We start from the raw sequence: 25350 nt of genomic DNA, 5'->3' as shown, positions 1-25350 counted from the left end.
TGAATTTACGTGATTAAAACAAATGTAATAATTATCCGGTTGAATTCCATTATGAAAACTATCCGGACTACCGGGTTAATTCACAAACTTATAACCAATACCTTTCAGAGTTTTGATATGATCGTTACCTATCTTCTCCCGTAATTTCCTGATATGCACGTCAATGGTACGATCTCCGACAATCACGTTTTCTCCCCATACAGCATTATAAATCTCTTCGCGGGTAAAAACCTTTTCAGGTTTGGAAACCAGCAACGACAGCAATTCAAATTCCTTTCGGGGAAGAATCATCTCCTTATCATCGATTTTGAGGAGGTACCGTTCCTTATCAATCGTTAGGTTACCAATAGTGATAATTTGTTCGGGAGCAGCGGCCTCGGCTGCGGCAACGCCTGAGCGCTTCAGCAGCGCTTTAACGCGACTGATGAGCACCTTCGGCCGGATGGGCTTGGTGATGTAATCATCGGCTCCCGCCTCGAAACCGGCAATCTGTGAATAATCTTCACCACGTGCTGTCAGGAAAGCAATCACGGTATCCTTACATGACGGAATCTTGCGGATTTCTTCACAAGCCACGATACCATCCATTTCAGGCATCATAACATCCAGAATAATCAAATCCGGTTTTTTCTTTTCAGCCATCTTAATAGCTTCCACTCCATTCCTGGCTGAATACACCTTAAAACCTTCGCGCTCGAGGTTGTAGCTGATAAATTCAAGAATGTCTTCTTCGTCGTCTACCAGGAGAATTTTGTAGTTATTTTCTTTTTCTGCCATAATGATTATGATTATGCCGGGTCAGTTTTACCCTCCCAAATTACAAAATGTTAATTTGGTTTAACCCATTCCGGAAAAATTATTTGCCCGGAGTGCCCTTTTCTAACGTAAACGTAAAAGTAGTTCCTTTATCGAGAACACTCCGCACCTGTATGGTTTGGTCGTGTGCTTCAATAATATGTTTAACAATCGCTAGTCCAAGGCCGGTACCTCCCTGCTGCCGCGAACGACTTTTATCGACACGGTAGAAACGTTCGAAAATACGGGGCAGATCCTGCTTGGCAATTCCGAGACCATTGTCGCTCACCTCCACCAACACATGATCATCCATGTCGAAGAAACCAACTTTCACATAGCCGCCTTTCTTTCCGTATTTCAAACCATTCATCACCAGGTTGCTAACCGCTTCGAAAATTCGCTTTTTATCGGCCAGTACCCAAAGTGGCTTCGTATTGGTTTGCTGGAAAAGAAGTGAAATGCGGCGCTCCTGGGCTTCCATCAGCTCCAGCTCAAATACGTCTTCGGTCAGTTTCACAATGTCGAAAGTCTCCCAGTTCAGCTTCAACTCACCGGACTCTAATTTGGTGATTGACTCCAGATCTTCCACAATACTAATCATCCGGTCGATACTTCTCTCGGTACGTTCCAGGTACAATCGATTGATTTTCGGGTCGTCCATTCCACCGTCGAGTAACGTTAGAACGTACCCCTGAATATTAAAAATCGGGGTTTTCAGCTCATGCGAAACGTTGCCCAAAAAGTCTTTCCGGTACTTTTCCAAATCACGAAGGCGCTCAATTTCCGAAAGTTTTTCGCTGGCCCAGGCTTTTACTTCCATGTTTACCTGCGAAATAATATCAGAGCTGCCTTCCTGCCGTTTTAACTGTTTCTTTCCTTCAACCGGAACTTCCCGAATGGTTTTGTAAATTGGGGTGATTTTATCGTATATCAGGTGATTCAGAATGTAATGAATCAACAAATATGCGATTCCGAAAAAAACAGGAACAAAGAGAAAACTCCAGTACCAGTAGGTTACGTGCAGAAAGAAAGAGCTTGCCAATAAAAGCGTGAAAACGAGTGTGAGGGATACCGATAGTAACACCGACATCCTTCTTGGTGAGGAAGTATTCATTAATTGTTCGTTTTTCAATTCTATTACACTCTAAATATCAACAAATATAGGAATTGTTTGTCCGGTAAACCTAAACTAAACAATAAATAAGAAAATTCAGATAATGATAACCAGTTAACATTTCTTAACACAGGTAACAACTGTGTAACAATATCTTTGGCACGAGTTTTTTACAAAAATCTAATCAATGGAAAGCTTTTATCTAATCCTTGTAATTATCCTGTTTGCTTTGGCTGCGTCCGACCTGATTGTCGGGGTAAGTAACGACGCCGTTAACTTCCTGAATTCAGCCATAGGTTCCAAAGCCGCTCCCAAATGGCTCATTTTGGGTGTCGCCGGTTTAGGTGTTCTTATCGGAGCAACTTTTTCCAGCGGTATGATGGAGGTTGCCCGTAAAGGGATCTTCCATCCTGACATGTTTGCTTTTTCCGAAATTATGACCGTTTTCCTTGCGGTGATGATAACGGATATCATCCTGCTTGACATGTTCAATACGTTTGGTTTACCTACGTCTACAACCGTATCCATCGTGTTCGAACTTTTAGGTTCGGCTGTAGCAGTGGCTGCTGTTAAAATCAAAGAAGCCTCTGGTTCAATGGTAGAACTCGCTCAGTATATCAATACTGAAAAAGCACTCGCCATTATCTCCGGAATTCTGGTATCGGTAGTCATCGCATTTACAGTGGGAACCATCGTCCAATGGTTTACCCGACTGGTATTCACCTTTAAGTACGAAAAGAAAATTCGTTACATCGGTTCCATGTTTGGAGGTTTTGCATTTGCCGTTATCACCTATTTCATCGTCATTAAAGGTGCCAAAGGTGCATCGTGGTTAACACCTGAAAATGTTGACTTCCTCAAAAACAACATGTGGACGATTCTGTTTTTCAGCTTCATTGGGTGGACCATTTTACTACAAATTCTCCAGTTCATTTTCAAGAAATTCGACGTTCTCAAGTTCATCGTGCTGGTAGGAACCTTCGCGTTAGCGATGGCTTTCGCCGGAAATGATTTGGTGAACTTTATCGGGGTACCGCTTGCCGGATTCGAATCGTTCAAAGCGTGGATGGCTGCCGGTGCCGTTAATCCGGATGGATTCACCATGAACATCCTCAACCAACCGGTGAAAACCGATACCTACATGCTCTTGATCGCTGGACTCATCATGATTGGAACCCTGATTGCCTCCCGAAAAGCAAAATCGGTGGTTGCTACCACTGTCGATTTGGCCCGTCAGGCTGAAGGTGACGAGCGCTTTGGTTCTTCCTACGCATCACGTGCCCTGGTACGCTCTTCTATTCGCACCGGCGATAGATTGAAACGCATCCTGGGAAGCCGGGTTACCAGCTGGATCGACAGCCGTTTCGAAGCTGTTCCGATAGACGATACGAATCCGGACCGACCGCATTTCGATAAAATCAGGGCGGCCAGTAACCTGATTGTTGCATCGGTATTGATTACCATCGGTACCAACCTGAAACTACCGCTTTCAACAACTTACGTTACCTTCATGGTAGCCATGGGTACTTCGTTGGCTGACCGCGCCTGGGATCGTGAATCAGCCGTTTACCGTATTTCAGGTGTCTTCACGGTAGTAGGAGGTTGGTTCCTGACCGCTTTTGTTGCTTTCACCGTTTCACTCATCATTGCTACCCTGATTTCACTCGGTGGACAGTACATGATTTTTGTCTTTGCTGCTGTTGCTGCTGTTATGGTGATTCGCACCTATGTATTCTTCCGCAAACGCGAAGCTAAAAAGCTGGAAGAAGAGGATTTCCCGGAAGCAACTGTAGAAGTAGAAAAGGTACTGGACAAGTCCAATCAGAAAGTAACCAACGCGATTATTTCCACATCGAAAGCTTACTTCCTTGCACTGGAAAGTTTCTTTGCCCAAAACCGGAAGCAACTGGCACAGATTGATCGCGACGTGGAAGAGTTCAACCAGAAAGCGAGAAAGCTGAAAGCCAACATTTCCAAGGTGGTGCAAAAATTACAGAAAGATTCGGTTGAAACCGGACATTTCTACGTGCAAATTGTTGACTACCTGCGTGAAATGGCTCACTCAATCAAATACGTAGTTGGCCCGTTGCACCAGCATGTGGAAAACAATCACAAGCCATTCAACGATGACCAGGTTGAAGATTTAACCAAGTTCAGTTCGCAAATTACCGACTTCCTGAATTTTGCTCTTCACATTATTAAAGAAAGCGAGTTCGATCAAATTGAAGAACTGATTGCCAAACGACAGGTCATCATCGATAACATCCGCGATTTGGAGAAAAACCAGATTCGCCGTATCAAGAAGAAAGAAGTCAATAGCCGCAACTCGGTTCTGTTTTTCAATGTGATGTCAGAAACCAAAAACCTGTTGCTACAAACTGTTAACATGGTCAAATCGACCCGTGATTTTATCACACATTCAACAATGGAACAACAATAAACCAGGTTGCTTCAATATACTGAGCCCTTCCCCTTCCGGGAAGGGCTTTTCTTTTGGTCCCAGAATACTTCCCCTTATTTAAGCACTCCACAGCGATTTTTGTTAATTAATTATTAACCTGTAATAATCTCGAAATATTTCTTTAAAAACTTATTTAATCTGAATTAGTATTTACTTCTCATTTCATACCTATCTATGTATCACAGTAAAAGCATCAGGAAGAGAATTGAGTTGACAGAGCATTTTTCTTCTTTGGCGAACATATAGCTGAAACTTCATTAAGATACAAAGTAGGTTCAAAACAATTTTTCAAGAGGCCATTGTTAGATGGCGAGTAACTTTCCTTTCCAAAAAGGGTACCTGAAGCGTCGGGTGCCCTTTTTCTTTTTATTGCTAAACAGGTTTCGCTTCAATACAGAATGTGATTATCTTTAACATGTTCTAATCCAAAATAAACCAAACAATGAAACTGATTTTTTCACTATTCTTTCTCTGCTCATTTTTCTATGCAGCAGTGGCAGCACCAGATGCTTCAAAAAATATCCCGTTAAAAGAACATCCGCGTCCCGGATTCCAACGCAACACTTTTCAAAATCTGAACGGAACCTGGCATTTCCGGACCGATAAAAACAATGCAGGGGTCAGGCAGCATTGGCAAAACCAACCGGAAAGTTTCAACCAGCAAATATTGGTTCCGTTTTCGTGGGCAAGTCCAAAGTCAGGAATAAAAGAGCCCGATGTACATTACGGATGGTACACCCGGGAATTCACGCTGAATGACGAACTCACCGCGTCCGAGGGGAAAACCTACCTGGTTTTCATGGCCAGTGATTTTCATACCACCGTTTGGTTGAACGGTCATAAAGTAGGGGAGCATCGTGGCGGATACACCCTTTTCGATTTCGATATACAACCTTACCTGCAACAGGGAAAGAACCGGTTGGTAGTGCGCGTAGAGGATCGTGATTGGGACAACCGTCCTTCGGGGAAACAGTACTATGGCAACGCCCGGGGAATATGGCAAACGGTTTACCTCGAGAAACGTCCGGACATCTTTATCAAACAGGTTCATTTCCTGCCCGACATCGACAAAAAACAAGTAACCATACAAGTAACGCTTTCGCGGAAAGCGGAATCAGACTGGCCTTTTACTTTAACTGGAGAAAATAACAACCTGCATCTGAAAGGAGCGATTCCGGCTTCGAACACCACAGCTCAATTCACCCTTCCGGTGAAAAACATGCTCTTATGGGAATTGAGTAATCCCTTCTTATATAATGTAACCGTTACAGCGGGAAAAGGAAAACAAGCCGATGAGATTCATACCTACTTCGGTATGCGGAAAATTTCCTCTGTTAAAATCCCCAGAGAAGATTTCTGGTACGTGGCGCTGAACAACAAACCAATTTACCTGCGCCTGACACTCGACCAAAGTTATCATCCTGAAGGTTTTTACACCTTTCCTTCCGATAACTTCATGAAAAACGAAATAAAACGGGCCAAAGCGCTCGGATTAAACGGGCTTCGCATTCACATTAAAGCCGAAATTCCGCGAAAGCTTTACTGGGCCGATAAACTTGGTCTGCTTATCATGGAAGACATTCCGAACTTCTGGGGACCGCCAACACCGGAAGCAAAAAAGAATTGGGAGGAGTTAGCCGTAGCCGAAATTAACCGCGATTTCAACCATCCATCCATCTTTTCATGGGTTCTGTTCAACGAAACCTGGGGACTTTTTTCCGGAAAAGGGAATAACCGAAAATACACACCCGCTACTCAACAATGGGTTGCCGACTGGTATCACAAAGCAAAAAAAATGGACCCAACCCGATTGGTGGAAGATAACTCGCCTTGTAACTACGACCATGTGGTAACGGACCTCAACAGCTGGCATGCTTACTTGCCCGCGCGACAATGGTCTGATTTTCTGGACAACGTAGTCGCTAAAACCTTTCCAGGTTCAACCTTCAATTATATTAACGGGCACAAACAGGGCAAGGTGCCCATGCTCAATTCCGAGTGTGGTGCCGTGTGGGGTTATGCAGGCAGCACCGGCGACATCGACCTGACCTGGGAATACCATGTTATGATGAACGAATTCAGGCGCAGGCCGAAAATCGCTGGCTTCCTTTTCACTGAGTTCCACGATGTGATTAATGAATGGAACGGCTACTACCGCTTCGACCGTAGTAAGAAAATATTTGGACTGTCGGACCTCGTTCCGGGAATGAGCATGCGTGATTTCCATTCCAGCGACTACGTTATTCCCGGCAAAGATTTCTACCAGGTTTATCAGGCCGGGCAGAAAGCAACTATTCCTGTTGCCGTTTCATCGGTCACTCAAAAGAATATCGGACCAGCAACCATTGCATGGTATATTACAGGATATTCACCGACAGGAAAAGTAATTCAGGGCGAGAACGGGACCATGCCGGCTGTTATAAAACCGTTCGAGGCGGTTCCGCAAGAAAACATTACAACCAACCTTCCCGAAAATCTGGCGTCCGGTATGCTGGTCACCTTACTGAAAGATGAAAATGGTAATATTATTCAACGGAATTTTCTTCCATTCCGGACAACCGGTACAAAACTACCGGTGAATACGGTTGCAATTTCGCCTTCACAGTTCAGCAAAGCCGACTGGACCATCAAATACCGGAAGCCACAGGAAGGGAAAAAAGTGTGGGGAATGGGTACCGGATATTTCGAATACCGATTTAAGGTGCCGACCGGTTTGAATCCGGAGAATGTGACCGGCGCTGTCTTTCGCTGTGAAGTTGCATCGAGGTTTCCGCAGAGCAAATACCTGGAAGATGGTGATGCAGAAAATATCGGGATGACGATTGTTACCGAAAAAGGAACTGACCCGGGTTATGGGCAAAACTCCTATCCACAAACTGATGAAAACAAACATCCGGGGCTGCTCTCCATTTCCATCGATGGAAAACCGCTCAACCAAATTCTTCTGGAAGATGATCCAGCTGACCACCGGGGCATGCTGTCGTGGATGAACCAGAAAGCCGGAGATAAGTGGGGCGAAAACACTGGCAAAAAGTGGATGCTCGACGAAGCGGGTTCGTATGGTTACCTGGTTACAGTTGGATTATCGCTCGACGAGGTTAAAGAAGCGATGAAAAATGGCTTCCTCACCATTCGCCTGACATCGGAAAAAGGAGGTCTCTCTGTTTATGGAGCAGAATCCGGTCGGTACCCGGTCGAACCACAGATTGAATTTTTGACAAAAGAGTAATACCATTATATATAGTAATGGAAAGGGTGGAAATTTCTCCACCCTTTTTTTATTTGCCCAACCCTTGTTCTTTTAATTTTCACTTTTCATCCGGCTGAAATCTCCTCCAGACAATTTCTTCCCTGTCAACTCTTTTTTTATTTCTTTCATCGTCCTGAACAGCCTGTTTTTAGCCAAAACCACCCCAAAAGCTGTCAAAATTTCGTTACAAAAATACTTCCCTACATTGTTACAACAGCCCCCTGTAATAACACTAAAGACACCACATAATAAACTGTTTTACTGTCAATTAATTATTAATCGAATTGTAACAGAACCCACCGGTTTGTAACACAAAAGTTAATATTCCTTAATCACAGTGTAATATTTTACGTCGTTCTTCACATCGAATTCGAAAGGGATTGATATTCTAAAATATGACAAAAATGTAACAACTAATTTCTTCACCAAAAACGGCTTTAAACCGTGGGAAAAAAGAAGCAATTAGTGAACATAAATATCAAATCTGAAAACGAACCCGAATTTTAAATTAAATAATGAAGAGGATTATGAAAAAATTGCATTTTTTCCTGTTTGCAACACTGATTATGGGCGCAGTAATTTTGAACTCATGTTCAAAAAATGACAGCCCTTCAGTAGCAGATGCTCCATCTGTAAGTGCTCCTTCTGTCAACACTGATGTACAGGTTGCTACAGACGTTGATGTTACCTTCAATGTTTCTGTTCCCGGAGGATACAATTCAGCCACTGCAAATGCCACAGGAGGTTCAGCTACTATTAAGAGTGAACTTACTGCCGGAGCAACCAGCGGCGATGTAGTAGTTACCTTTACTGCTGACAGTGAAGTTGGTGCAGGTTCAGTTAGCCTGACCGTTACCGATGCCAATTCGAAATCGGACAACGCAACGGCCACTATGAACAAAACGGCTGAGCCGGCAATGCCGACCAAAGATGTCTACGCGAGTGCTGATGGTATTGGAACCGTAACCTGGAGTGCCGACACAATCTATGTATTGCGTGGTTTCATCTTCGTTAACGACGGTCAAACGTTGACCATCGAGCCCGGAACTATCATTAAAGGACAGCCCGGACAGGGTGCTGGCGCATCTGCTTTAATCGTTGCCCGTGGTGCTAAAATCATGGCTGAAGGTACCGCAGACAAGCCTATCATCATGACTGGTCTGGCTGATGACCTGAACGGTTCTGTACCGGACGATGCCAACCAAACCTGGGGTGGCTTGATCATTCTTGGTAAAGCAACTACCAGCAACGTTGCTGAAGGTGGCGAAAAATCAATCGAAGGTATTCCCGAAACTGAAACACGGGGATTGTACGGTGGTACTGATGATACCGACAACTCAGGTGTATTAAAATATGTATCTGTTCGTCACGGTGGTAGTGTAATTGGCGCCGACAACGAAATCAACGGTATTTCACTGGGTGCTGTAGGTTCAGGAACAACCCTTGATCACATTGAAGTATTCTCCAACTTCGACGATGGTATCGAGTTCTTCGGTGGTGCTCCGAACCTAAGACACGCTGTTCTTTCATACACCGGTGACGACGGTCTGGACGAAGACGAAGGTTTCCACGGAACTGTTCAGTACGCCCTGGTATGGAAAAAAGCTTCAGTTAACGAAAGTAGCGACCCACGCGGTTCTGAAGATGACGGTGGTGTTGGAGCCAACGAAGCTGCAAGACCTTTTGCTACCGTAGCAAACGTAAACGTTACTCTTTACAACGAAGGTACGAACGATAACCTGACTCCGAGCAACAAGCAGACCATCTATATGCGCGATGGTTGGGCAGGACGTTGGATCAACTCTGTATTCTACGGATTTGATGGTCCTATCGATATGGAGAGAAGAACTGACAAAATCAATGCAACTGATAACAAATCAGCAAGCTGTTACGATATGTGGCTTCCGGTGGCCGATGGTGGTTACGGAACGCTGAAAATCGAAAACAACCTGATTTATACCAACAATGCATTCTCTAACGATTCTACAGGCTTTGCCAACATGTTCCAGCTCAGCGACGAAACTGATGCAGCTCTGGAATATAATGTAGAGAAATACCTGATGGCGAAAAACAAAATCGGTGACCCTGCTTTCGGAACGGGTGCTCAGAAATTCACTCCAACCTCTGCAGATATAACTACTGATGTGGCTACAGGTCTTGCTTCTGCATACAATGTAAGCCTGGAAGACGCAGGTTTCAAAGGTGCAGTTGACCCCAATGCAACGACTCCGTTCTTTGCTAACTGGACAAAAACATGGGAAGTGATCAACAACTAGTACCCAGTGATGATATACAAAAGGGCCAATTCACTTTGGCCCTTTTTTTTAGAATACCATGTGACAAAATCTTTACATAAAAATCAACCGAGTAAACCAACATAACAAAGCCCAAATTTTATCAGTCTAAGAATTTTAACAGATTTATTATGAATTTCAAGCATGCTGTATTAAGTCTAATGTTGGTAATTGGTAGTGTTTTTTCCGCCTTTGCCCAAACAACAGGGTCCGTCCGGCTGACAGTGGTTGATGACAAAACCGGAGAGACATTGATTGGGGCAACGGTAATGATTGAAGGAACCTCAAAAGGAACCATTACCGATTTTGATGGAATTGCCACACTAAACAATATAAACGCTGGCACATACAATGTCAGAGTTTCATACATTTCATACCAAACTACTGTCATTTCCGATGTAAAAGTTGAAGCTGGTAAAGCGGAAGAGTTGACCGTCCACTTGAAACCGGCCGATCTCGAAATCAATGAAGTTGTTATTACCGCCAAAGCGGCAAAAAACAGCGAAAACGCTCTGCTCACGTTGCAACGCAAATCACCGAAACTTTTCGACGCTATTACCGCCGACCAGTTTTCAAGGATTGGTGTAAGCGATGCAGCCGGTGCCCTGAAAAAGGTAACCGGTGTCACCATCACATCAGGAAAATATGTATTTGTCAGGGGACTGGGTGACCGCTATAGTAAATCAGTACTGAACGGTTCCGATGTTCCAAGTCTTGACCCGAACAAAAACTCGGTTCAGCTCGACTTGTTCCCAACGAACCTGATTGACAACATCATCGTTTATAAGACATTTACGCCCGATCTTCCGGGCGATTTCACCGGAGGATTAGTAGACATCACAACCAAGGACTTTCCGACTTCCTTTAACCTGACATTTTCGGCCGGACTCGAATACAATCCGCAAGCCAACTTTAACAGCGACTTTCTGGCCCCAAAAGGAAGTTCAACCGACTTCCTGGGATATGATAACGGCTTCCGGGCCTTACCGAAAGAAATTGCCCAGTACAGTGCCAGCGATTTCCCCGATCCGTATCTCAATAAAAGCGAAATCACGTCGGTTTCACGGGCGTTTAAAAACCGCCAATTCAATCCGGGAAAAGCTTCACAGTTTCTGAATCACAGTTTCAGCTTCTCCGTAGGTGACCAGGTGAAACTTTTCGGCAAACCACTTGGATACATTTTCGGACTGTCATACAATCGGAAATATTCCAACTACACCGATGGGGTTCAAAATTCCTACGAGGGAATTAGTGAAGGACAAACCACGTTGAACCGTGACATTCACATGGCTACAACCGAACATAAATCAGATGATGAGGTATTGCTCGGTGCCATGTTCAACACCTCATACAAGTTCAACAATAACAACAAAATTGGTTTGAGTCTGATGACCAACCAAAGTGGAACAAATGATGCTCGTTATCAGGACGGTTACTTGCTGGATGCCAACCCCGACTCAACAACGCACTTACAGAACCGTGCTATCACTTATACGCAAAGGGCTTTCCGTAACGGACAGCTTCGGGGTGAACATGTGTTTCCGCACCTGAACAACCTGAATGTAAAATGGAGCAATTCTTTCACTATTTCCTCCATTAAGCAGCCCGACACGCGGATGATCAGGAACCAGTACACGATCAATCAACAGGGAGACACCCTTTATTACATGGGAAACCTTGATCGTCCGTCCCGCTTTTATCGTGACCTGAAGGAGATCAACAACAGTTCAAAACTCGATTTTACCCTTCCGGCGAAATTGTTTGGCGGACGCGATTCAAAGATCAAATTCGGTGGTTTGTATACCTACAAAAACCGTGAATTCCGGGAAAATATTTACCAGTACAATATCCAATCGAATAAAAATTTCGACGGTGATATCAGCGTCTTCTTTCAGGACCAGAATCTCGGTTACGTAGACGGAACGCTGAAAAACTACCTGATGATGATCAACATCGACGGCAACAACTTCGATGCTTACCAACGTTTGTTCGCGGGTTACGCAATGATCGAAAGTCCGATTGCCAAAAAACTGAATCTGACAGCAGGTGTCCGGATGGAAAAAACCGATATGGAATTGCGCGCCTTTAACGATTCGACAGGTACAATTAAAACCAATGACCTGCTTCCGTCGATTGCGCTGACCTATAATATCAACGACAAAACCAACATTCGCGCTTCTGCCAACCGCACGTTGGCACGCCCTTCATTCAGGGAGTTTGCGCCGCTGGCTACGTATGATTTCTTCGGTGGATACATTCAGAACGGTAATCCCGATTTGAAACGTACATTGGTGAACAACTTTGACCTGCGCTGGGAAAAATACCCAAGCCCGGGAGAATACCTGTCCGCAAGTCTGTTCTATAAAAAGTTCTTTAACCCAATTGAAAACGCACAGTTGCCTCGTGCCGGAGGATCAACCAGTCAGTTCCAGTTTAAAAACGTTGACAAATCGACTCTATACGGTGCCGAGATTGAAATCAGAAAAAACCTTGGTTCATTTACCGAAGCACTGAAGAATTTCCGTGTGTCAGCCAACTATACGTATGTTTACTCTTACGTGAATGTCACTCCGGAAGAGTTGGTAGCCATCCGCGCCTGGAACCCGGGAGCCAGCGATACGCGGCCGATGTATGACCAGGCGCCGTATACATTCAACGCCAGTTTATCATATGATAACCCGGAAAAAGGTTGGGAGTCAACACTAAGCTATAACGTCAGCGGAAAACGGTTGATCGTTTACCAGATTGACTTGCCGTCGATTTACCTGCAGCCGATGCCCGAGATGAATTTCACACTGAAAAAGAACTTGTCGAAACGTTGCTCATTGATGTTCAAAGCGAAAAACATTCTGGACAATACGTACAAGGAGCAAATTACACTTGGCGACAATGTTTACTATACAACCAAGTACCAACAAGGCCGTACTTATGCCATATCGTTCAGTTATAATCTAAGTAAATAGGAAAACATACATATCAGATGAAGAAATCTGTTCAAATTTTCATTTTTGCACTGCTTGCCGGCCTCATGTTTGCCTGCAACCCGCAAAAGCAAAATAACGGGCTCGTATTCGATGCAACGTTATTTAAGGGACATCCGGATACGACGGAAGTCAAAAAGTTGTTGGATGCCCAGCCGGACACAGCCTTTTACCGCTTACTTTTCGGTCGACCGAGATACATTCAGATGTATGATGCTCTCGACTCTACAGAATTTCGGTTCAAGCATAATAAGCTAATTGAGATCATCGTGCACAAGCCGACGGTGGATTACAAACCGGAAAGCATAACCCGCTTCGGTTTGCCATTTAAACCTGCAACCAGTCGGGATACCAGTGCTTATATCATGTGGAAAAACGTATATCCTCAATATCCGGTAGTGAACTTTTACCTGGTCGGAAATAAACCAAGCGGGAACGAAAAAGCTTTCAAAATATACTTCAAACTGAAGGACTAAAACACCACTGTTTATGCTTTCAATTTATTTATACAGCATGCGGAATTGCAAAATTCCATCGAATTGACAGCGCTCAAACAGCACGAATGAACCAGCATCCAAACCGGGTCTGGTTCATTCTTAAGAACTAAAAACGCCGGCATCCTAAACAGAACCGGCGTTTTTCAACTACCCTCAATACTAATTAAGTAGGCAAACCTTGCATAACGATCTTAATCAGATCTTCACATCTTTGTAACCAATCTGTAACCTTTTAGCCATACTTTTCATTTTGAATAAACACAAGCGAAATGAAAAAATTTGTTTTATCAGTTTTATTGATTGGAAGCACCGTTTTCGCGATGGCTGCCAATAACGAAAGTAAATCAGAAAATACCTCTACCGGGAAGGCTGTCGTAACAGAGCTCTCAGGTGAAATTGTAGACACCAATACCAACGAAACCCTGGTTGGCGTAAAAGTGTCAATTGACGGAACTGATAAGGTTGCTTACACCGATTTTGACGGAAAATACCATTTCGATAATCTGAAACCGGGTACATATAACCTGACAGCTTCCTACATTTCGTACGAAAACAAAACCGTTGAAAATATTGTACTCACTCCAACAGCAAATGAAGTTGATTTAAGTTTGAAGAACTCGAACTAAATTTATTTCAAAATCATTCGACCCGTTCTGTTGCCCCGGAGCGGGTTTTTTTATTGAATTCTCTGGCCCAATTCGCATTCGTTTCGCCGTTTTTAGCTACTTACTTCTCACCAATTCGAAGCAAATAAGCAGCTTATAAAACTCCTATTTTATATATTATGTTTTATACAATTACAGAATTAAACTTTAGATATCTCTTTATAGACATATTCCACATTTTATTAATTTCATTTTGAAATAAATATTTAACATTAATTTTCTGTTAACCCAAAATCAACTCAGTTAACTTTTACTTAACTTTAGCATAATAAAAACACGTAACGAGATAAGGAGGCTGTTATGAAGAAGTTAATTGGATTGATCGCGATATTGCTTTTCCTCTTACCCAATACATTTGCCCAGGATGTCAGTAAAGTCGACGGTATATATTATGCCGATTCGAAGCCTTACACCGGCGAATACACCCAGTATTACGAAAATGGAAATCCGAAAACAAAGATGAACCTGAAAGATGGTTTGAAGGATGGCAAAGCGAAAATCTATTTCGAAGATGGCAAACTGAAGGGCATTTGCTCATACAAAAACAACGAAATGGACGGAACCTGGGTTACCTACAACCAGCAGGGAGTAAAGGTAGCTATCGCCAATTACAAGAACGGCGAAAAGAATGGTGAATGGAAAATCTGGGACGACCAGGGAAAACTCATTTATGAAATGAACTATGTGAACGGACAGAAATCGGGCACGTGGAAAAAATATGGCCCTGAAGGAAAACTGTTGAGCGAAAGAACATTTTAATGATTCTCTGGATCTTAAAATTCGGGTTAATAGATTACATCTTATGGTATGAAAAAAGCCGGTTTTGAAGCCGGCTTTTTCTATATTAATTCATCTCTACATTCTCAGTTGTCGAAACTTCTGGTTCTTCAGCGGTCGCTGGCTGACGATCGAAAAAACGACGGTAGAAAAGCAGAATCAAAAATATTCCAATGGTAATTGACGAGTCAGCGAGGTTGAAAACCGGCCGGAAAAATATAAACTGCTGTCCGCCCCAGAACGGGAACCACATGGGGTAATGTCCCTCCAGAATGGGGAAATAAAGCATGTCAACCACTCTTCCGTGCAGGAAAGAAGAATAACCTCCACCGGGAGGGAAAAGCGTAGCCACCTGTCCGTAGCTATCGCTGAAAATCATTCCGTAGAACGCACTATCGATAATGTTACCAATAGCACCCGCCATGATAAGGGAAACACTAATAATCAATCCAAACGGCACGTCTCTTTTCCATAATTTCGTTAGGTACCAGCCAATCCCCACAACGGCGGCAATGCGAAATACGCTCAGGAATATTTTGCCATAATCACCGGCAAACTCGAATCCAAAAGCCATACCGTTATTCTCCACAAAGTGAATGACAAACCATTTCCCGAAAACGGAAAATTCCTGTCCAAGCATCATATGCGTCTTCACCCAAAACTTCAACGTCTGATCGGCCAGCAAAATCAGAAAGACAATCAATAACGAACTGGTTTTCTTACCCATTATCCTATATTTTCAACAAACCATTAAAAAAAATCCGGAGCGCAGAATTCCACCCCGGACAAAATAAGTCATTTATTTTTTACAACCTTCATCCAGTAACCTCTGCACGAACAATTACCGTTGCTTGTTTTTTGCATCGATACTGAGCGTAGCATGAGGAACAGCACGCAGTCGTTCTTTCGAAATCAATTTTCCTGTTTCGCGGCAAATACCGTAGGTTTTGTTTTCGATACGGATTAATGCAGCTTCGAGGTGCTGAATGAATTTTTGCTGACGTTGAGCTAATTTACCGGCTTCTTCTTTAGAAAGGGTTGCAGCTCCTTCTTCCAGCACTTTAAATGTAGGCGAAGTGTCTTGCGTGTCGTTTCCGTCACCATGGGTGATAGCATTACGGTACAACTCGTAATCCTTCCGCGCTTTCTCAAGTTTCTTCAGAATGATATCCTTGAACTCGGCCAATTCTTCATCTGAATATCGCATTTTTTCAGCCATAATGTAAAAGTATTAAGGTGAATACAGGCTTAAAATAAGCTGACTAATATAACTTTTTTCAGCTTATATTTCCATGGCTGATAACATGGGAAATTATTTTCCCACCTTCTCAACCATAATATAGGTTTCGACTCCTTTATCAATTTCAACCAGTCTGGCCTTTTCATCCTCAATGGCATCCACCAGTTCGAGATTCGAAGCCAATGTCTGGTTACTGATGTAATCACTAAAATTATTGACCGCTTCATTAATCTCATCCTGACGAGCAATTCGAAGGTTAATCTTATCGGTTACCTCAAAATCGCTTTCCTTCCGGAGATTCTGAATACGGTTAATGAACTCACGGGCGATTCCTTCCTGCCGCAATTCGGGCGACACTTCAATATCGAGCGCCACGGTCAGTCCACCTTCATTAGCGACCAACCAACCCGGAATATCTTCCGAAAGAATTTCAACATCTTCCAGTCCAAGATGAACGTTTTCGTCACCAACGACAAGTTCGTAAGCACTCTCTTTTTCGAACCGGGCAATGTCATCCTGCGACATCTGGTTGATAGCACCAGCAATCTGCTTCATGATTTTGCCGTACTTCGGACCTAACGTCTTGAAATTAGGCTTTATCTTTTTCTTGATAATACCTGCAGTATCATCAATATATTCTACTTCCTTAACGTTGACTTCCGTCAAAATAATATCCCGGACAGCCTCAAACTGTTCCTTAAAATGTTTATCCAGCACTGGAACCATAATTTTCGCCAGCGGCTGGCGCACTTTCAGTTTTTCCTTCCGGCGAAGGCCGAGAATCATCGAGGAAACGCGCTGAGCGATATCCATCCGCTCTTCGAGCGACTTATCGATAAGCGAACTATCCGCTTTCGGGAATTCAGTCAGGTGAACCGAGATATCTTCATCACGACCGGTTACCGCGTTCAAATCACGGAACAACTGCTCCATGTAGAACGGTGCGATCGGAGCAGCTAATTTGGCGACCGTCTCCAGGCAAGTATAAAGTGTCTGATAAGCCGAAATCTTATCGGCACCGTACTCACCACCCCAGAAGCGTTTGCGGCTCAAACGCACGTACCAGTTCGACAAATTCTCGGTAACAAATTCCGAAATAGCTCGTCCGGCGCGCGTCGGCTCGTAGCTTTCCAACGCATCGCCGACTTCAAGTACCAAACTGTTCAGCAGCGACAAAATCCAGCGGTCAATTTCGGGGCGATCAGCAGCGGCTACTTCCGGCTCGCTGTAACTAAAGCCATCCACATTCGCGTAAAGCGAGAAGAAGCTGTAGGTATTGTACAACGTACCGAAAAACTTGCGGCGTACCTCTTCAACACCCGCAATATCAAATTTCAGGTTATCCCACGGCTGCGAGTTAGTCAACATGTACCAACGCAGCGGGTCAGAACCGTATTTTTCAATCGATTCAAACGGGTCGACTGCATTGCCGAGCCGTTTCGACATCTTGTTTCCTTTGGCATCGAGCACGAGGCCGTTGGAAATAATATTCTTGAACGCAACCGACTTTTTCGTCATCGTTGCAATCGCATGCAATGTAAAGAACCATCCACGGGTCTGGTCAACACCTTCAGCGATGAAGTCAGCCGGGAATACCTGGTCGAATACTTCCTTGTTTTCGAACGGGTAGTGCATCTGCGCAAACGGCATAGCTCCCGAGTCGAACCAAACGTCGATCAAATCGGGCTCACGGAACATCTTTTCACCTTTCGCCGATACCAATACGATGTTGTCGACATACGGACGATGCAAATCGATTTTGTCGTAATTCTCTTTCGAGTAATCGCCCGGAACAAATCCTTCGTAAGGATTCTTGTCCATAAATCCGGCAGCAACGGCCTTTTCGATTTCACCGTAAAGCTCTTCGACCGAACCAATACACTTTTCTTCAGTTCCATCTTCCGTACGCCAGATAGGCAAAGGCGTTCCCCAGTAACGTGAACGCGACAGGTTCCAGTCAACCAGGTTTTCCAGCCAGTTACCAAAACGGCCTGTTCCGGTCGATTTCGGTTTCCAGTTGATGGTATTATTCAGTTCGATCAAATCATCACGAACCGCTGTGGTCCGGATAAACCATGAATCGAGCGGGTAGTAGAGCACCGGCTTATCGGTACGCCAACAGTGCGGATAGTTGTGCTCGTGCTTTTCGACACGGAAGGCTTTGTTTTCCTTCTTCAGCATCACCGAAATATCCACATCCAGCGTTGCATCATCGTCGGCCAGACTTTCGTCGTACGCATTTTTCACATATCGTCCGGCATATTCTGCATACAACTCTGTATTGACATTCTCGTCAACAAACGATGTATCCAGATCTTCCGTACGGAAGAAGCGGCCTTTCCTGTCTACCATGGGTTGGCGACGACCTTCGTTGTCTATCAGAATCAGCGGTGCAATGCCTGCTCTCTTAGCGACACGGTCGTCATCCGCACCAAACGTAGGAGCGATGTGCACAATTCCGGTACCGTCCGCGGTGGTAACAAAATCACCGGTGATAACGCGGAAGGCGTCTCCCATTGGTTTTACCCACGGGATTAATTGCTCGTAAGCTGTTCCTTCCAAATCGGAGCCGGTAAATTCGGCTGTGATCTGAAACGGTATCTTTTTGTCGCCGGGTTGATAATCTTCCAGCGAAAGCTCTTCGTTTTTCTCGGGGAAATAGCTTCTCAGCAAATCTTTGGACAGGATCACCGTTACCGGAATGCCTGTATAAGGATTAAAAGTTTTTACCCGGACGTACCGAATCTTTTCACCTACAGCCAGCGCTGTGTTCGAAGGTAAGGTCCAGGGCGTAGTGGTCCAGGCCAGGAAATACAAATCCGTATCAACGTCAGCAAAAAGTTTTTCCGACTTATCGTCACGAACCACTTTAAACTGAGCCACACAAGTCGTGTCTTTCACATCGCGATAGCAACCCGGCTGGTTCAGCTCGTGTGAGCTCAATCCGGTTCCTGCAGCAGGAGAATACGGCTGAATGGTGTACCCTTTGTACAACATATCCTTGTCGTACAGTTGGCGCAACAACCACCAAAGCGTTTCGATGTAACGGTTATCGTACGTGATGTACGGGTCATCCATGTTCACCCAGTAACCCATTTTTCGGGTCAGGTCCTCCCACATGTCGGTGTATTTCATCACCTCTTTTCGGCAGGCGGCGTTGTATTCCTCAACGGTAATGCTCTTACCAATGTCTTCCTTGGTAATGCCCAGCATTTTTTCAACACCCAGTTCAACCGGAAGTCCATGCGTATCCCAACCGGCTTTCCGTTTTACCAGGTAACCCTGTTGGGTCTTATAGCGGCAAAATACATCTTTGATAGCACGGGCCATTACGTGGTGAATACCCGGCTGACCATTGGCAGAAGGCGGACCTTCGTAGAACACGAATGTCGGACGTCCTTCGCGGGTCGACATGGATTTATGAAACGTATCGTCCTGCTCCCAATAGCTCAGGACATCCTTGTTTATTTGTGATAGATCAAACTCCTTATATTCCCTGAATTTCCTCGTCATAATGATTGAAAACCTCCGGTTTTTAAAAGTCTACAAATATAGGAAAATTTTTATTGAACATCAGATGTTTTATGGCTTTCCAAATAGGGTTAAAGAGTACATTTTTCTGTGGAAATTATTGAAAACTTCAGGTGACCATAGTTTATCATAAAACCTAAATCCAATTCTTCATCACAGTACTTGGGAAATCAATTTTGTTTCCAAAAACGAAAGTCTGACCGGGCAGCAAAAACTTCTACGTATAAGTTCGTAAACTTCTACTGTTCTTTTTGAAAACTTCTACTTATAAGTGATCAGTACTTCTACTTAGAAAGATGGAAAAAGAACAGTAGAAAGATTTCCACTTCTCTTGTTCTTTTCTATAAGAGAATAAAAGGGCGTGCAATAAAAGGCTTGGAGAATGAAAAACGCCATCTGCCCAACTACAAAGATTGACTGGCAGAAGGCAACAGATCGAGTTCGGCAATAATGACAGGTTCGTAAGTTTTCGAAACCTGAATGACTAAATTTTCCGGTCCGTTCAAATGAAGTTCCAGACCTTTCTTTCCTTTTTGCATCATTTTTACCTGCTCAATATTCACCATATAGGAACGGTGGCAACGCAAGATATGATGGGGTTTCATCTCGTTTTCCAGCTTCTTCAAACTGTTTCGCAACAGGTATTGCTTAATATCGCTTCGAACACGGTAATGAACCAACACATAATTTTCGCTGGCTTCGAGGTAAAGTAAATCGCTCTTTTTGAGGCTCAGGCGCATCACACCGTTTTCATCCCGGAAGGGAATAAAATCGATAGCCGGCTTTCGCAGATAATCGAACATGAGGTTTTCGAGTTTAATCTTCTTTTCCTGGAAAGCGAAAAAAAGCAAGCTGATAACATACGGTATGAGGAGAATCAGCGCTGTATTCTGAATGGCAATAAACCAAAGTTCGGCATAGGTGCGCGAATCATCGAGCGCGTAATCCTCGATGAGGGCGAAAAAGGCAGCCATAATGATGATTTCAGCGGCTACCATCCAACTGTACTGCAAAATAGAAACCGACCGCACTTTATTAATCTGGTACATGATGACCCGGCTGACGATCACCACCACCATCCCCAATAAAACCAACAATCCGGAATAGAGCAGAAACTGCCACTTGGTGATAGCGTACCAGTGAGCAGCGCCAAACGGCTCGTAAATATTGATAAAAGCATAGGCAAAAACCGTTGTAAAGGCAATCTGAACGTAAATATTTCTTTTACTGATGAAATATTCAGGTATGCTTTTGGGTCTTTCCATAGAACACGTACGGTGAGATTAATTTCTTCTGCTGTTAAAAGTAAACATATTCTACTTACGTGATCCGAAACCGGGTTGCTTTCCCTTCGGATTTTCGCCCCAAAACTACACTTCACGCCGAAATCCGCAAAATCGGAAAAAGCATCCGTCATCATAACCGGGCATACCTCCAAAATTTCATTGGATTTTTATCCCGAAATAATAAATTTCATCCCCCAAAAAGCAATTCCATCCCAAATCGGAAGCATTGATGGCAAAGGAGCAAAATCACCACTACTGATAGTCAATATCGAGCTAACTTGCAACTGAAAATACTGATTATCAACCTCCATCAGAATACAATGAAAAGAGACTACGCTGAGATGCAACAAATGATTGCCGCCAATTTTGTGGATGACAAGCCGGAAATTCAGTTGGAAAGTTGCCCGGTGAGTATTCGGAACTTTCAGTTTCGTTCGGAATTTCGAAAAAAGCGTAGTTGGAAGGATTTGCTTCCTGCTTCGTTAAGCAATCATGAGCTACTGGGAACCAGTTATCCCGAAAATGACCAATTCTGGTATCCCATTTTCCTTCCGGAAAAAGACCGAAAATCGGACGAAGCTATTTTGTTGCTTCACGGCCTTAACGAGCGGAGCTGGGACAAGTATTTTTCTTGGGCTTTTTACCTGGCCCAGCACACCGGAAAAGCAGTTATCCTGTTTCCCATTGCATTTCATATGAACCGCTCGCCGAAAAAGTGGACCAACCCAAGAGAAATGAACTCAGTGGTAAAAGAACGGAAAACCAGCTCGGCGGAATTAAAAGAGCTTTCATTCGCGAACGCTGCACTAAGTTCAAGGCTGGATGAGCGGCCCGAACAGTTTTTTCTTTCTGGTGCGCAAAGTTACCAGGATGTGGTCAGTTTGCTAAAACAAATAACGAATGGAGAACATGAACTCTTTCCGGAAGGAACTAAAGTAGACTTCTTTGCTTATTCCATTGGAGCTTTTCTATCGGAAATTCTTTTCCTGTCCAATCCCAAAGGATTGCTGAAAGATGCACGGCTATTCATGTTTTGCGGTGGTCCAACTTTCGACCAAATGAACGGAGCATCGAAATACATCATGGACAACCAGGCGTTTTTCACGTTGCGCCAAATGTTTTTCCACAAACGAAACAGGGAAATACGGGCCATTCTGAAAATGTACGGCATTCTGCGCTTTCGCGAGATGTGGAAATCATTTGTAACAATGCTTCGGATTGAGAAAAAGAAACGGAGGAGGGAACGTTTTTTCAAGAAATACAATCAGCAGATTTACTCGATTGCCCTGGCAAAAGACAAGGTGATGCCGCCGGATGCCATCGACCGGACGCTTCATGGAAGAAAAGGAAGTATTCCCGTTCCGATGGAAGTGTTGGATTTTCCATTTCCATACAGTCACGAAAATCCTTTTCCGGTAAGTAATAATGGAATTGCGAAAGACGTGGACGAAAGTTTCCGGCAGGTATTCAGTAAAGCGGTTGCTTTTTTGAGTTAAGATATAAGATTGGGTTCGATTCAGAGCACTTCATCGACAGCGTTCTTTAGAAACTGACGAGTATAATAATCGCGATCGACTACTTTACCGTTCCATACAACTACATCAAGGTCGATGGTTCTGGGTCCGAAGCGGGGCTGTGTACGGTCCCGTTTCAACCGATCTTCAATATTTTTCAGATAAACCGAAAATTCTTCTTGCGCCATCGAAGTCGAGATTTTTACCGCACCGTTGATGAAAGCCGGCTGATCGGTAACACCAATGGGTTCGGTTTCTACCATCGCCGAAACCGATAGAAGAGTCTGCTCTCCTTCCAAAATGCGAAGTGCTTCCCTGATATTCTCTTCCGGTTGAATATTCGAACCGATACCAACCACGCAAGTATTCATTTCGCTCATCTTTTTTCCTCCATTACAACGGAAACCGATTCAGCAAAACGAAGGGCATGAGGTTTGTCTACTTCAACGCGAGCCCGTTTTACCCGCTCATCTTTCATAATAAGAGAAAGAATTGTGTGCGTTAATTTTTCCAGCAGATTGAACTGGCTCTCCTGCACCAGGCTTATCACCTGTTTCGTGATGGCTTTATAATCGTAGATACCATCTGGTTCGTCGGTTTCTATCGCCTTTTGGGTGTCGACTTCTATCTCGATGTTAATCAGTACATCCTGACGATTCTTCCGTTCGTCGGGATTAAATCCGATGATGGTGCGTATGAGCAGATCTTTGATGCGTATCAGGGCCATAAAAAGGGGAATCTAAGTTAGCAGGCTAAAAATTAGCACTTCGGTAAATAAAAACAAAATGATCAGTGAAAAGTTAAAGCAATTGCTCACCACTATCGCAGAACAAAACCTGGCCGGTCAGATTTTCATTTTCCAGTATATAGGAAAGGCTTTGTAAAACCGGCTTCAAACCGGCAGCCTCTTTCATTGGTGTTCTCTCGGACAAATTATTCAGGTAAGCATCATCTTTTCCTTCCGGAGGAAGAACAGCACCGGGAGCAATAGCGTTTACGCGGAATGCCGGTGCCAGTTCCAGTGCACTCATTTTCGTTAGTTCCCAAAGTACTTTTTTCGATAAACTATAAGCAGCATGAGAGGAATTGTTCTTCTTTATCCGGGTATCGACCAAATTAATGATCACACCATTGTCGGCATGGTTCGCGAATTCCCTCGTGAGTATGAAAGGAGCCACGAAATTCACCTGCAGATTACGCTGCAACATCATGGTAGAGGTTTCTTTGATAGTGCCAGGCTGAAAAACGGAAGCATTGTTCACCAGCAAATCGAGTCGGGCAAAAGCACTAATCACATTCGAAATCAAATTCTCCGCATCCGGAACATGATTCAGGTCGGCCTGAAACAGGCGATAGGTACCGTGACTGTTGATGTGTTTTAACTCTCTCTTTAACTCAGCCGCCTCCGTCTCCGAATGATGAAAATGAAGCGCCAAGTCCCATCCTGACTGAGCCAGATGCAAAGCAACAGCCCGTCCGATGCGCTTGGCGCTTCCGGTAATCAAAGCCACTTTTCGCATACCTCTTGATTTTGTTTCCACTAAAGGTACAACGAACGAGCTTCATATAAAAAGGGCAAAGCCTTTTCGGAAAATTTCAAAATTTTAGTTCATCGGAATTTCCATAATGAGAAACCTGGCCGGTTGCAAACTCTTCACCGAGAATTCCGAAGTATCGTAAATACCTATTCCATCGCGGCTTTTCAGCGTATCTCCATCCACTTCCAGTTCTCCGTCAATCACGAAAAGATATACGCCACTGTTGCCGGAATGCATTTGGTATTCCATTTCTTTGCCATCGTCCGTTTCGGCAAGTGAAAACCAGGCATCCTGATGAATAAACAACGATTCACCGGCGCCGTCGGGCGTGACCACTGTCAGAAACTGATTTTTCATTTTCGAAGTATCGAAACGTTTCTGGTCATAGCGCGGCGTTAGATTCCGTTCGCGCGGGAAGACCCAGATTTGTAACAAATTCACTTCTTCTTCCTGTGAAGGATTGAACTCAGAGTGTGTAATTCCCGAACCGGCAGTCATTACCTGAACTTCACCGGCTTCGATGATGGAACCGTTTCCCATGCTGTCGCGGTGCTCCAACTGGCCCTCCAACGGAATCGTTATGATTTCCATATTGTTATGTGGATGAGTTCCAAAGCCCATTCCGGGTTTTACCACATCATCATTCAGTACCCGAAGCAAGCCAAACTGAATGCGATCGGGGTTATAATAGTCAGCAAAACTAAATGAATGATAAGTATTAAGCCACCCGTGATTGAAATGACCACGGGTTTCAGCTCTGTGAATTACTTTTGGCATGATAATTTCCTTTCTTCTTTAAATGAGTTGGTTACTGATGGGCAACCAAACTGAAATCGAGGGTGAAAACATCGTCAATCATTTTATCACCCAGATTGGAAAAGAACGAGCCCGAACCATATTTGATTCCATATTTTGTTCTGTCTACCGGAATTGTACCAGTTGCTTCCAGTTTATTCCCGGTTACCAAAATACTGGAATCGAATTCAACAGGCTTTGTAATTCCTTTGATGGTGAGATCTCCGGTCACATGATACAGATTTCCACCCTTGGATTCTACCTTCTTAATGACCAGCCTGGAAACAGGAAACTTTTCCACGCCAAAGAAATCGTTGGAACGCAGATGCCCAACCAGTTTCTGATTCCATTCGGGATCGGTTAAATCTAAATCTTTGATGGTTGTCATATCAACTACCACACTGCCACCGATCAACTGGTTACCTTTCATCTCCAGTTCACCTTCTTTCAGTGCGATGGTCCCGTGATGACTTCCTGCTACCTTTTTACCTGTCCATTTAACTGTACTCGCATTTGTATCTACCTGATATGACTGTGCAAACGCCGGAGCCACCGTCAACACAAGCAAGGCCAGAACCACAGCCAGTTTATTTACCTTCGTTTTCATAACTG

19 protein-coding genes are annotated in these 25350 nt (G+C 44.0%); 8 read left to right on the top strand and 11 right to left on the bottom strand.

Translation table 11 applies throughout. From position 1 onward, the window contains the following. Window positions 1–75 precede the first annotated feature (75 nt). Window positions 76–777, bottom strand: a complete 702-nt coding sequence (locus CLV93_RS04645) for a response regulator transcription factor (RefSeq protein WP_106541008.1) — start codon at window positions 775–777, stop codon at window positions 76–78. A gap of 79 nt (window positions 778–856) precedes the next feature. Continuing rightward, window positions 857–1909 (bottom strand): sensor histidine kinase, encoded by a 1053-nt coding sequence (locus tag CLV93_RS04640; RefSeq protein ID WP_106541007.1) that lies wholly within the window; start codon window positions 1907–1909, stop codon window positions 857–859. Window positions 1910–2096: 187 nt separating this feature from the next. On the opposite strand from CLV93_RS04640, the gene CLV93_RS04635 reads away from it, so the two are divergent. The 7 genes from CLV93_RS04635 to CLV93_RS04605 all read left to right on the top strand — a co-directional run bounded on the left by CLV93_RS04635 (window position 2097) and on the right by CLV93_RS04605 (window position 14816). Continuing rightward, on the top strand, window positions 2097–4349 hold the full coding sequence (locus tag CLV93_RS04635) for an inorganic phosphate transporter (protein WP_106541006.1): 2253 nt from the start codon (window positions 2097–2099) through the stop codon (window positions 4347–4349). Between the two features lie 463 nt (window positions 4350–4812). After that, window positions 4813–7599: a glycoside hydrolase family 2 protein gene (locus CLV93_RS04630; RefSeq protein ID WP_106541005.1), complete on the top strand. Its 2787-nt coding sequence runs from the start codon at window positions 4813–4815 to the stop codon at window positions 7597–7599. Between the two features lie 548 nt (window positions 7600–8147). Beyond that, on the top strand, window positions 8148–9896 hold the full coding sequence (locus tag CLV93_RS04625) for a hypothetical protein (RefSeq protein WP_146141949.1): 1749 nt from the start codon (window positions 8148–8150) through the stop codon (window positions 9894–9896). A 149-nt stretch (window positions 9897–10045) separates the two neighbouring features. Next, complete coding sequence (locus CLV93_RS04620) at window positions 10046–12877, top strand: TonB-dependent receptor (protein WP_106541003.1); 2832 nt, start codon at window positions 10046–10048, stop codon at window positions 12875–12877. Between the two features lie 17 nt (window positions 12878–12894). Continuing rightward, window positions 12895–13371, top strand: coding sequence for a hypothetical protein (locus CLV93_RS04615; protein WP_106541002.1), 477 nt, complete (start codon window positions 12895–12897; stop codon window positions 13369–13371). Window positions 13372–13661: 290 nt separating this feature from the next. Then, window positions 13662–14018, top strand: a complete 357-nt coding sequence (locus CLV93_RS04610; protein WP_106541001.1) for a carboxypeptidase-like regulatory domain-containing protein — start codon at window positions 13662–13664, stop codon at window positions 14016–14018. Window positions 14019–14357: 339 nt separating this feature from the next. Further along, window positions 14358–14816: a toxin-antitoxin system YwqK family antitoxin gene (locus tag CLV93_RS04605; RefSeq protein ID WP_106541000.1), complete on the top strand. Its 459-nt coding sequence runs from the start codon at window positions 14358–14360 to the stop codon at window positions 14814–14816. Between the two features lie 85 nt (window positions 14817–14901). Here the strand turns inward: CLV93_RS04605 and CLV93_RS04600 are convergent, their stop codons facing one another. The 4 genes from CLV93_RS04600 to CLV93_RS04585 all read right to left on the bottom strand — a co-directional run bounded on the left by CLV93_RS04600 (window position 14902) and on the right by CLV93_RS04585 (window position 20870). Beyond that, entirely contained in the window at window positions 14902–15561 is a 660-nt protein-coding gene (locus tag CLV93_RS04600) for a lipoprotein signal peptidase (RefSeq protein WP_106540999.1), read from the bottom strand. Window positions 15562–15675: 114 nt separating this feature from the next. Beyond that, a complete protein-coding gene (locus CLV93_RS04595) occupies window positions 15676–16053 on the bottom strand; it encodes a TraR/DksA family transcriptional regulator (RefSeq protein WP_025862658.1) in 378 nt (125 codons plus the stop codon). Between the two features lie 93 nt (window positions 16054–16146). Continuing rightward, complete coding sequence (ileS, locus tag CLV93_RS04590; RefSeq protein ID WP_106540998.1) at window positions 16147–19587, bottom strand: isoleucine--tRNA ligase; 3441 nt, start codon at window positions 19585–19587, stop codon at window positions 16147–16149. Between the two features lie 422 nt (window positions 19588–20009). Next, window positions 20010–20870, bottom strand: a complete 861-nt coding sequence (locus CLV93_RS04585; RefSeq protein ID WP_106540997.1) for a LytR/AlgR family response regulator transcription factor — start codon at window positions 20868–20870, stop codon at window positions 20010–20012. Between the two features lie 341 nt (window positions 20871–21211). Here CLV93_RS04585 and CLV93_RS04575 point away from each other — a divergent pair, with 341 nt between their 5' ends. Beyond that, entirely contained in the window at window positions 21212–22387 is a 1176-nt protein-coding gene (locus tag CLV93_RS04575) for a DUF6051 family protein (protein ID WP_146141948.1), read from the top strand. Between the two features lie 20 nt (window positions 22388–22407). On the opposite strand, the gene folK is transcribed toward CLV93_RS04575, so the two are convergent. The 5 genes from folK to CLV93_RS04550 form a co-directional block, all read right to left on the bottom strand. After that, window positions 22408–22785, bottom strand: a complete 378-nt coding sequence (folK, locus tag CLV93_RS04570) for a 2-amino-4-hydroxy-6-hydroxymethyldihydropteridine diphosphokinase (RefSeq protein WP_246187193.1) — start codon at window positions 22783–22785, stop codon at window positions 22408–22410. Further along, complete coding sequence (locus tag CLV93_RS04565) at window positions 22782–23132, bottom strand: dihydroneopterin aldolase (RefSeq protein WP_106540994.1); 351 nt, start codon at window positions 23130–23132, stop codon at window positions 22782–22784. Before CLV93_RS04565 ends, folK begins: the two co-directional genes overlap by 4 nt. Window positions 23133–23205: 73 nt before the next feature. Further along, complete coding sequence (locus CLV93_RS04560) at window positions 23206–23925, bottom strand: SDR family NAD(P)-dependent oxidoreductase (RefSeq protein ID WP_106540993.1); 720 nt, start codon at window positions 23923–23925, stop codon at window positions 23206–23208. Between the two features lie 84 nt (window positions 23926–24009). Further along, window positions 24010–24720 carry a pirin family protein gene (locus CLV93_RS04555; RefSeq protein ID WP_174821574.1) on the bottom strand — a complete coding sequence of 237 codons (711 nt, stop codon included), beginning with the start codon at window positions 24718–24720 and terminating at the stop codon, window positions 24010–24012. 31 nt (window positions 24721–24751) lie between these two features. Then, window positions 24752–25345, bottom strand: a complete 594-nt coding sequence (locus CLV93_RS04550) for a YceI family protein (RefSeq protein ID WP_106540991.1) — start codon at window positions 25343–25345, stop codon at window positions 24752–24754. Window positions 25346–25350: the final 5 nt, after the last annotated feature.

Source organism: Prolixibacter denitrificans, from assembly GCF_003014495.1.
GTDB lineage: Bacteria > Bacteroidota > Bacteroidia > Bacteroidales > Prolixibacteraceae > Prolixibacter > Prolixibacter denitrificans.
This window is presented reverse-complemented; position numbering and strand designations above follow the sequence as displayed.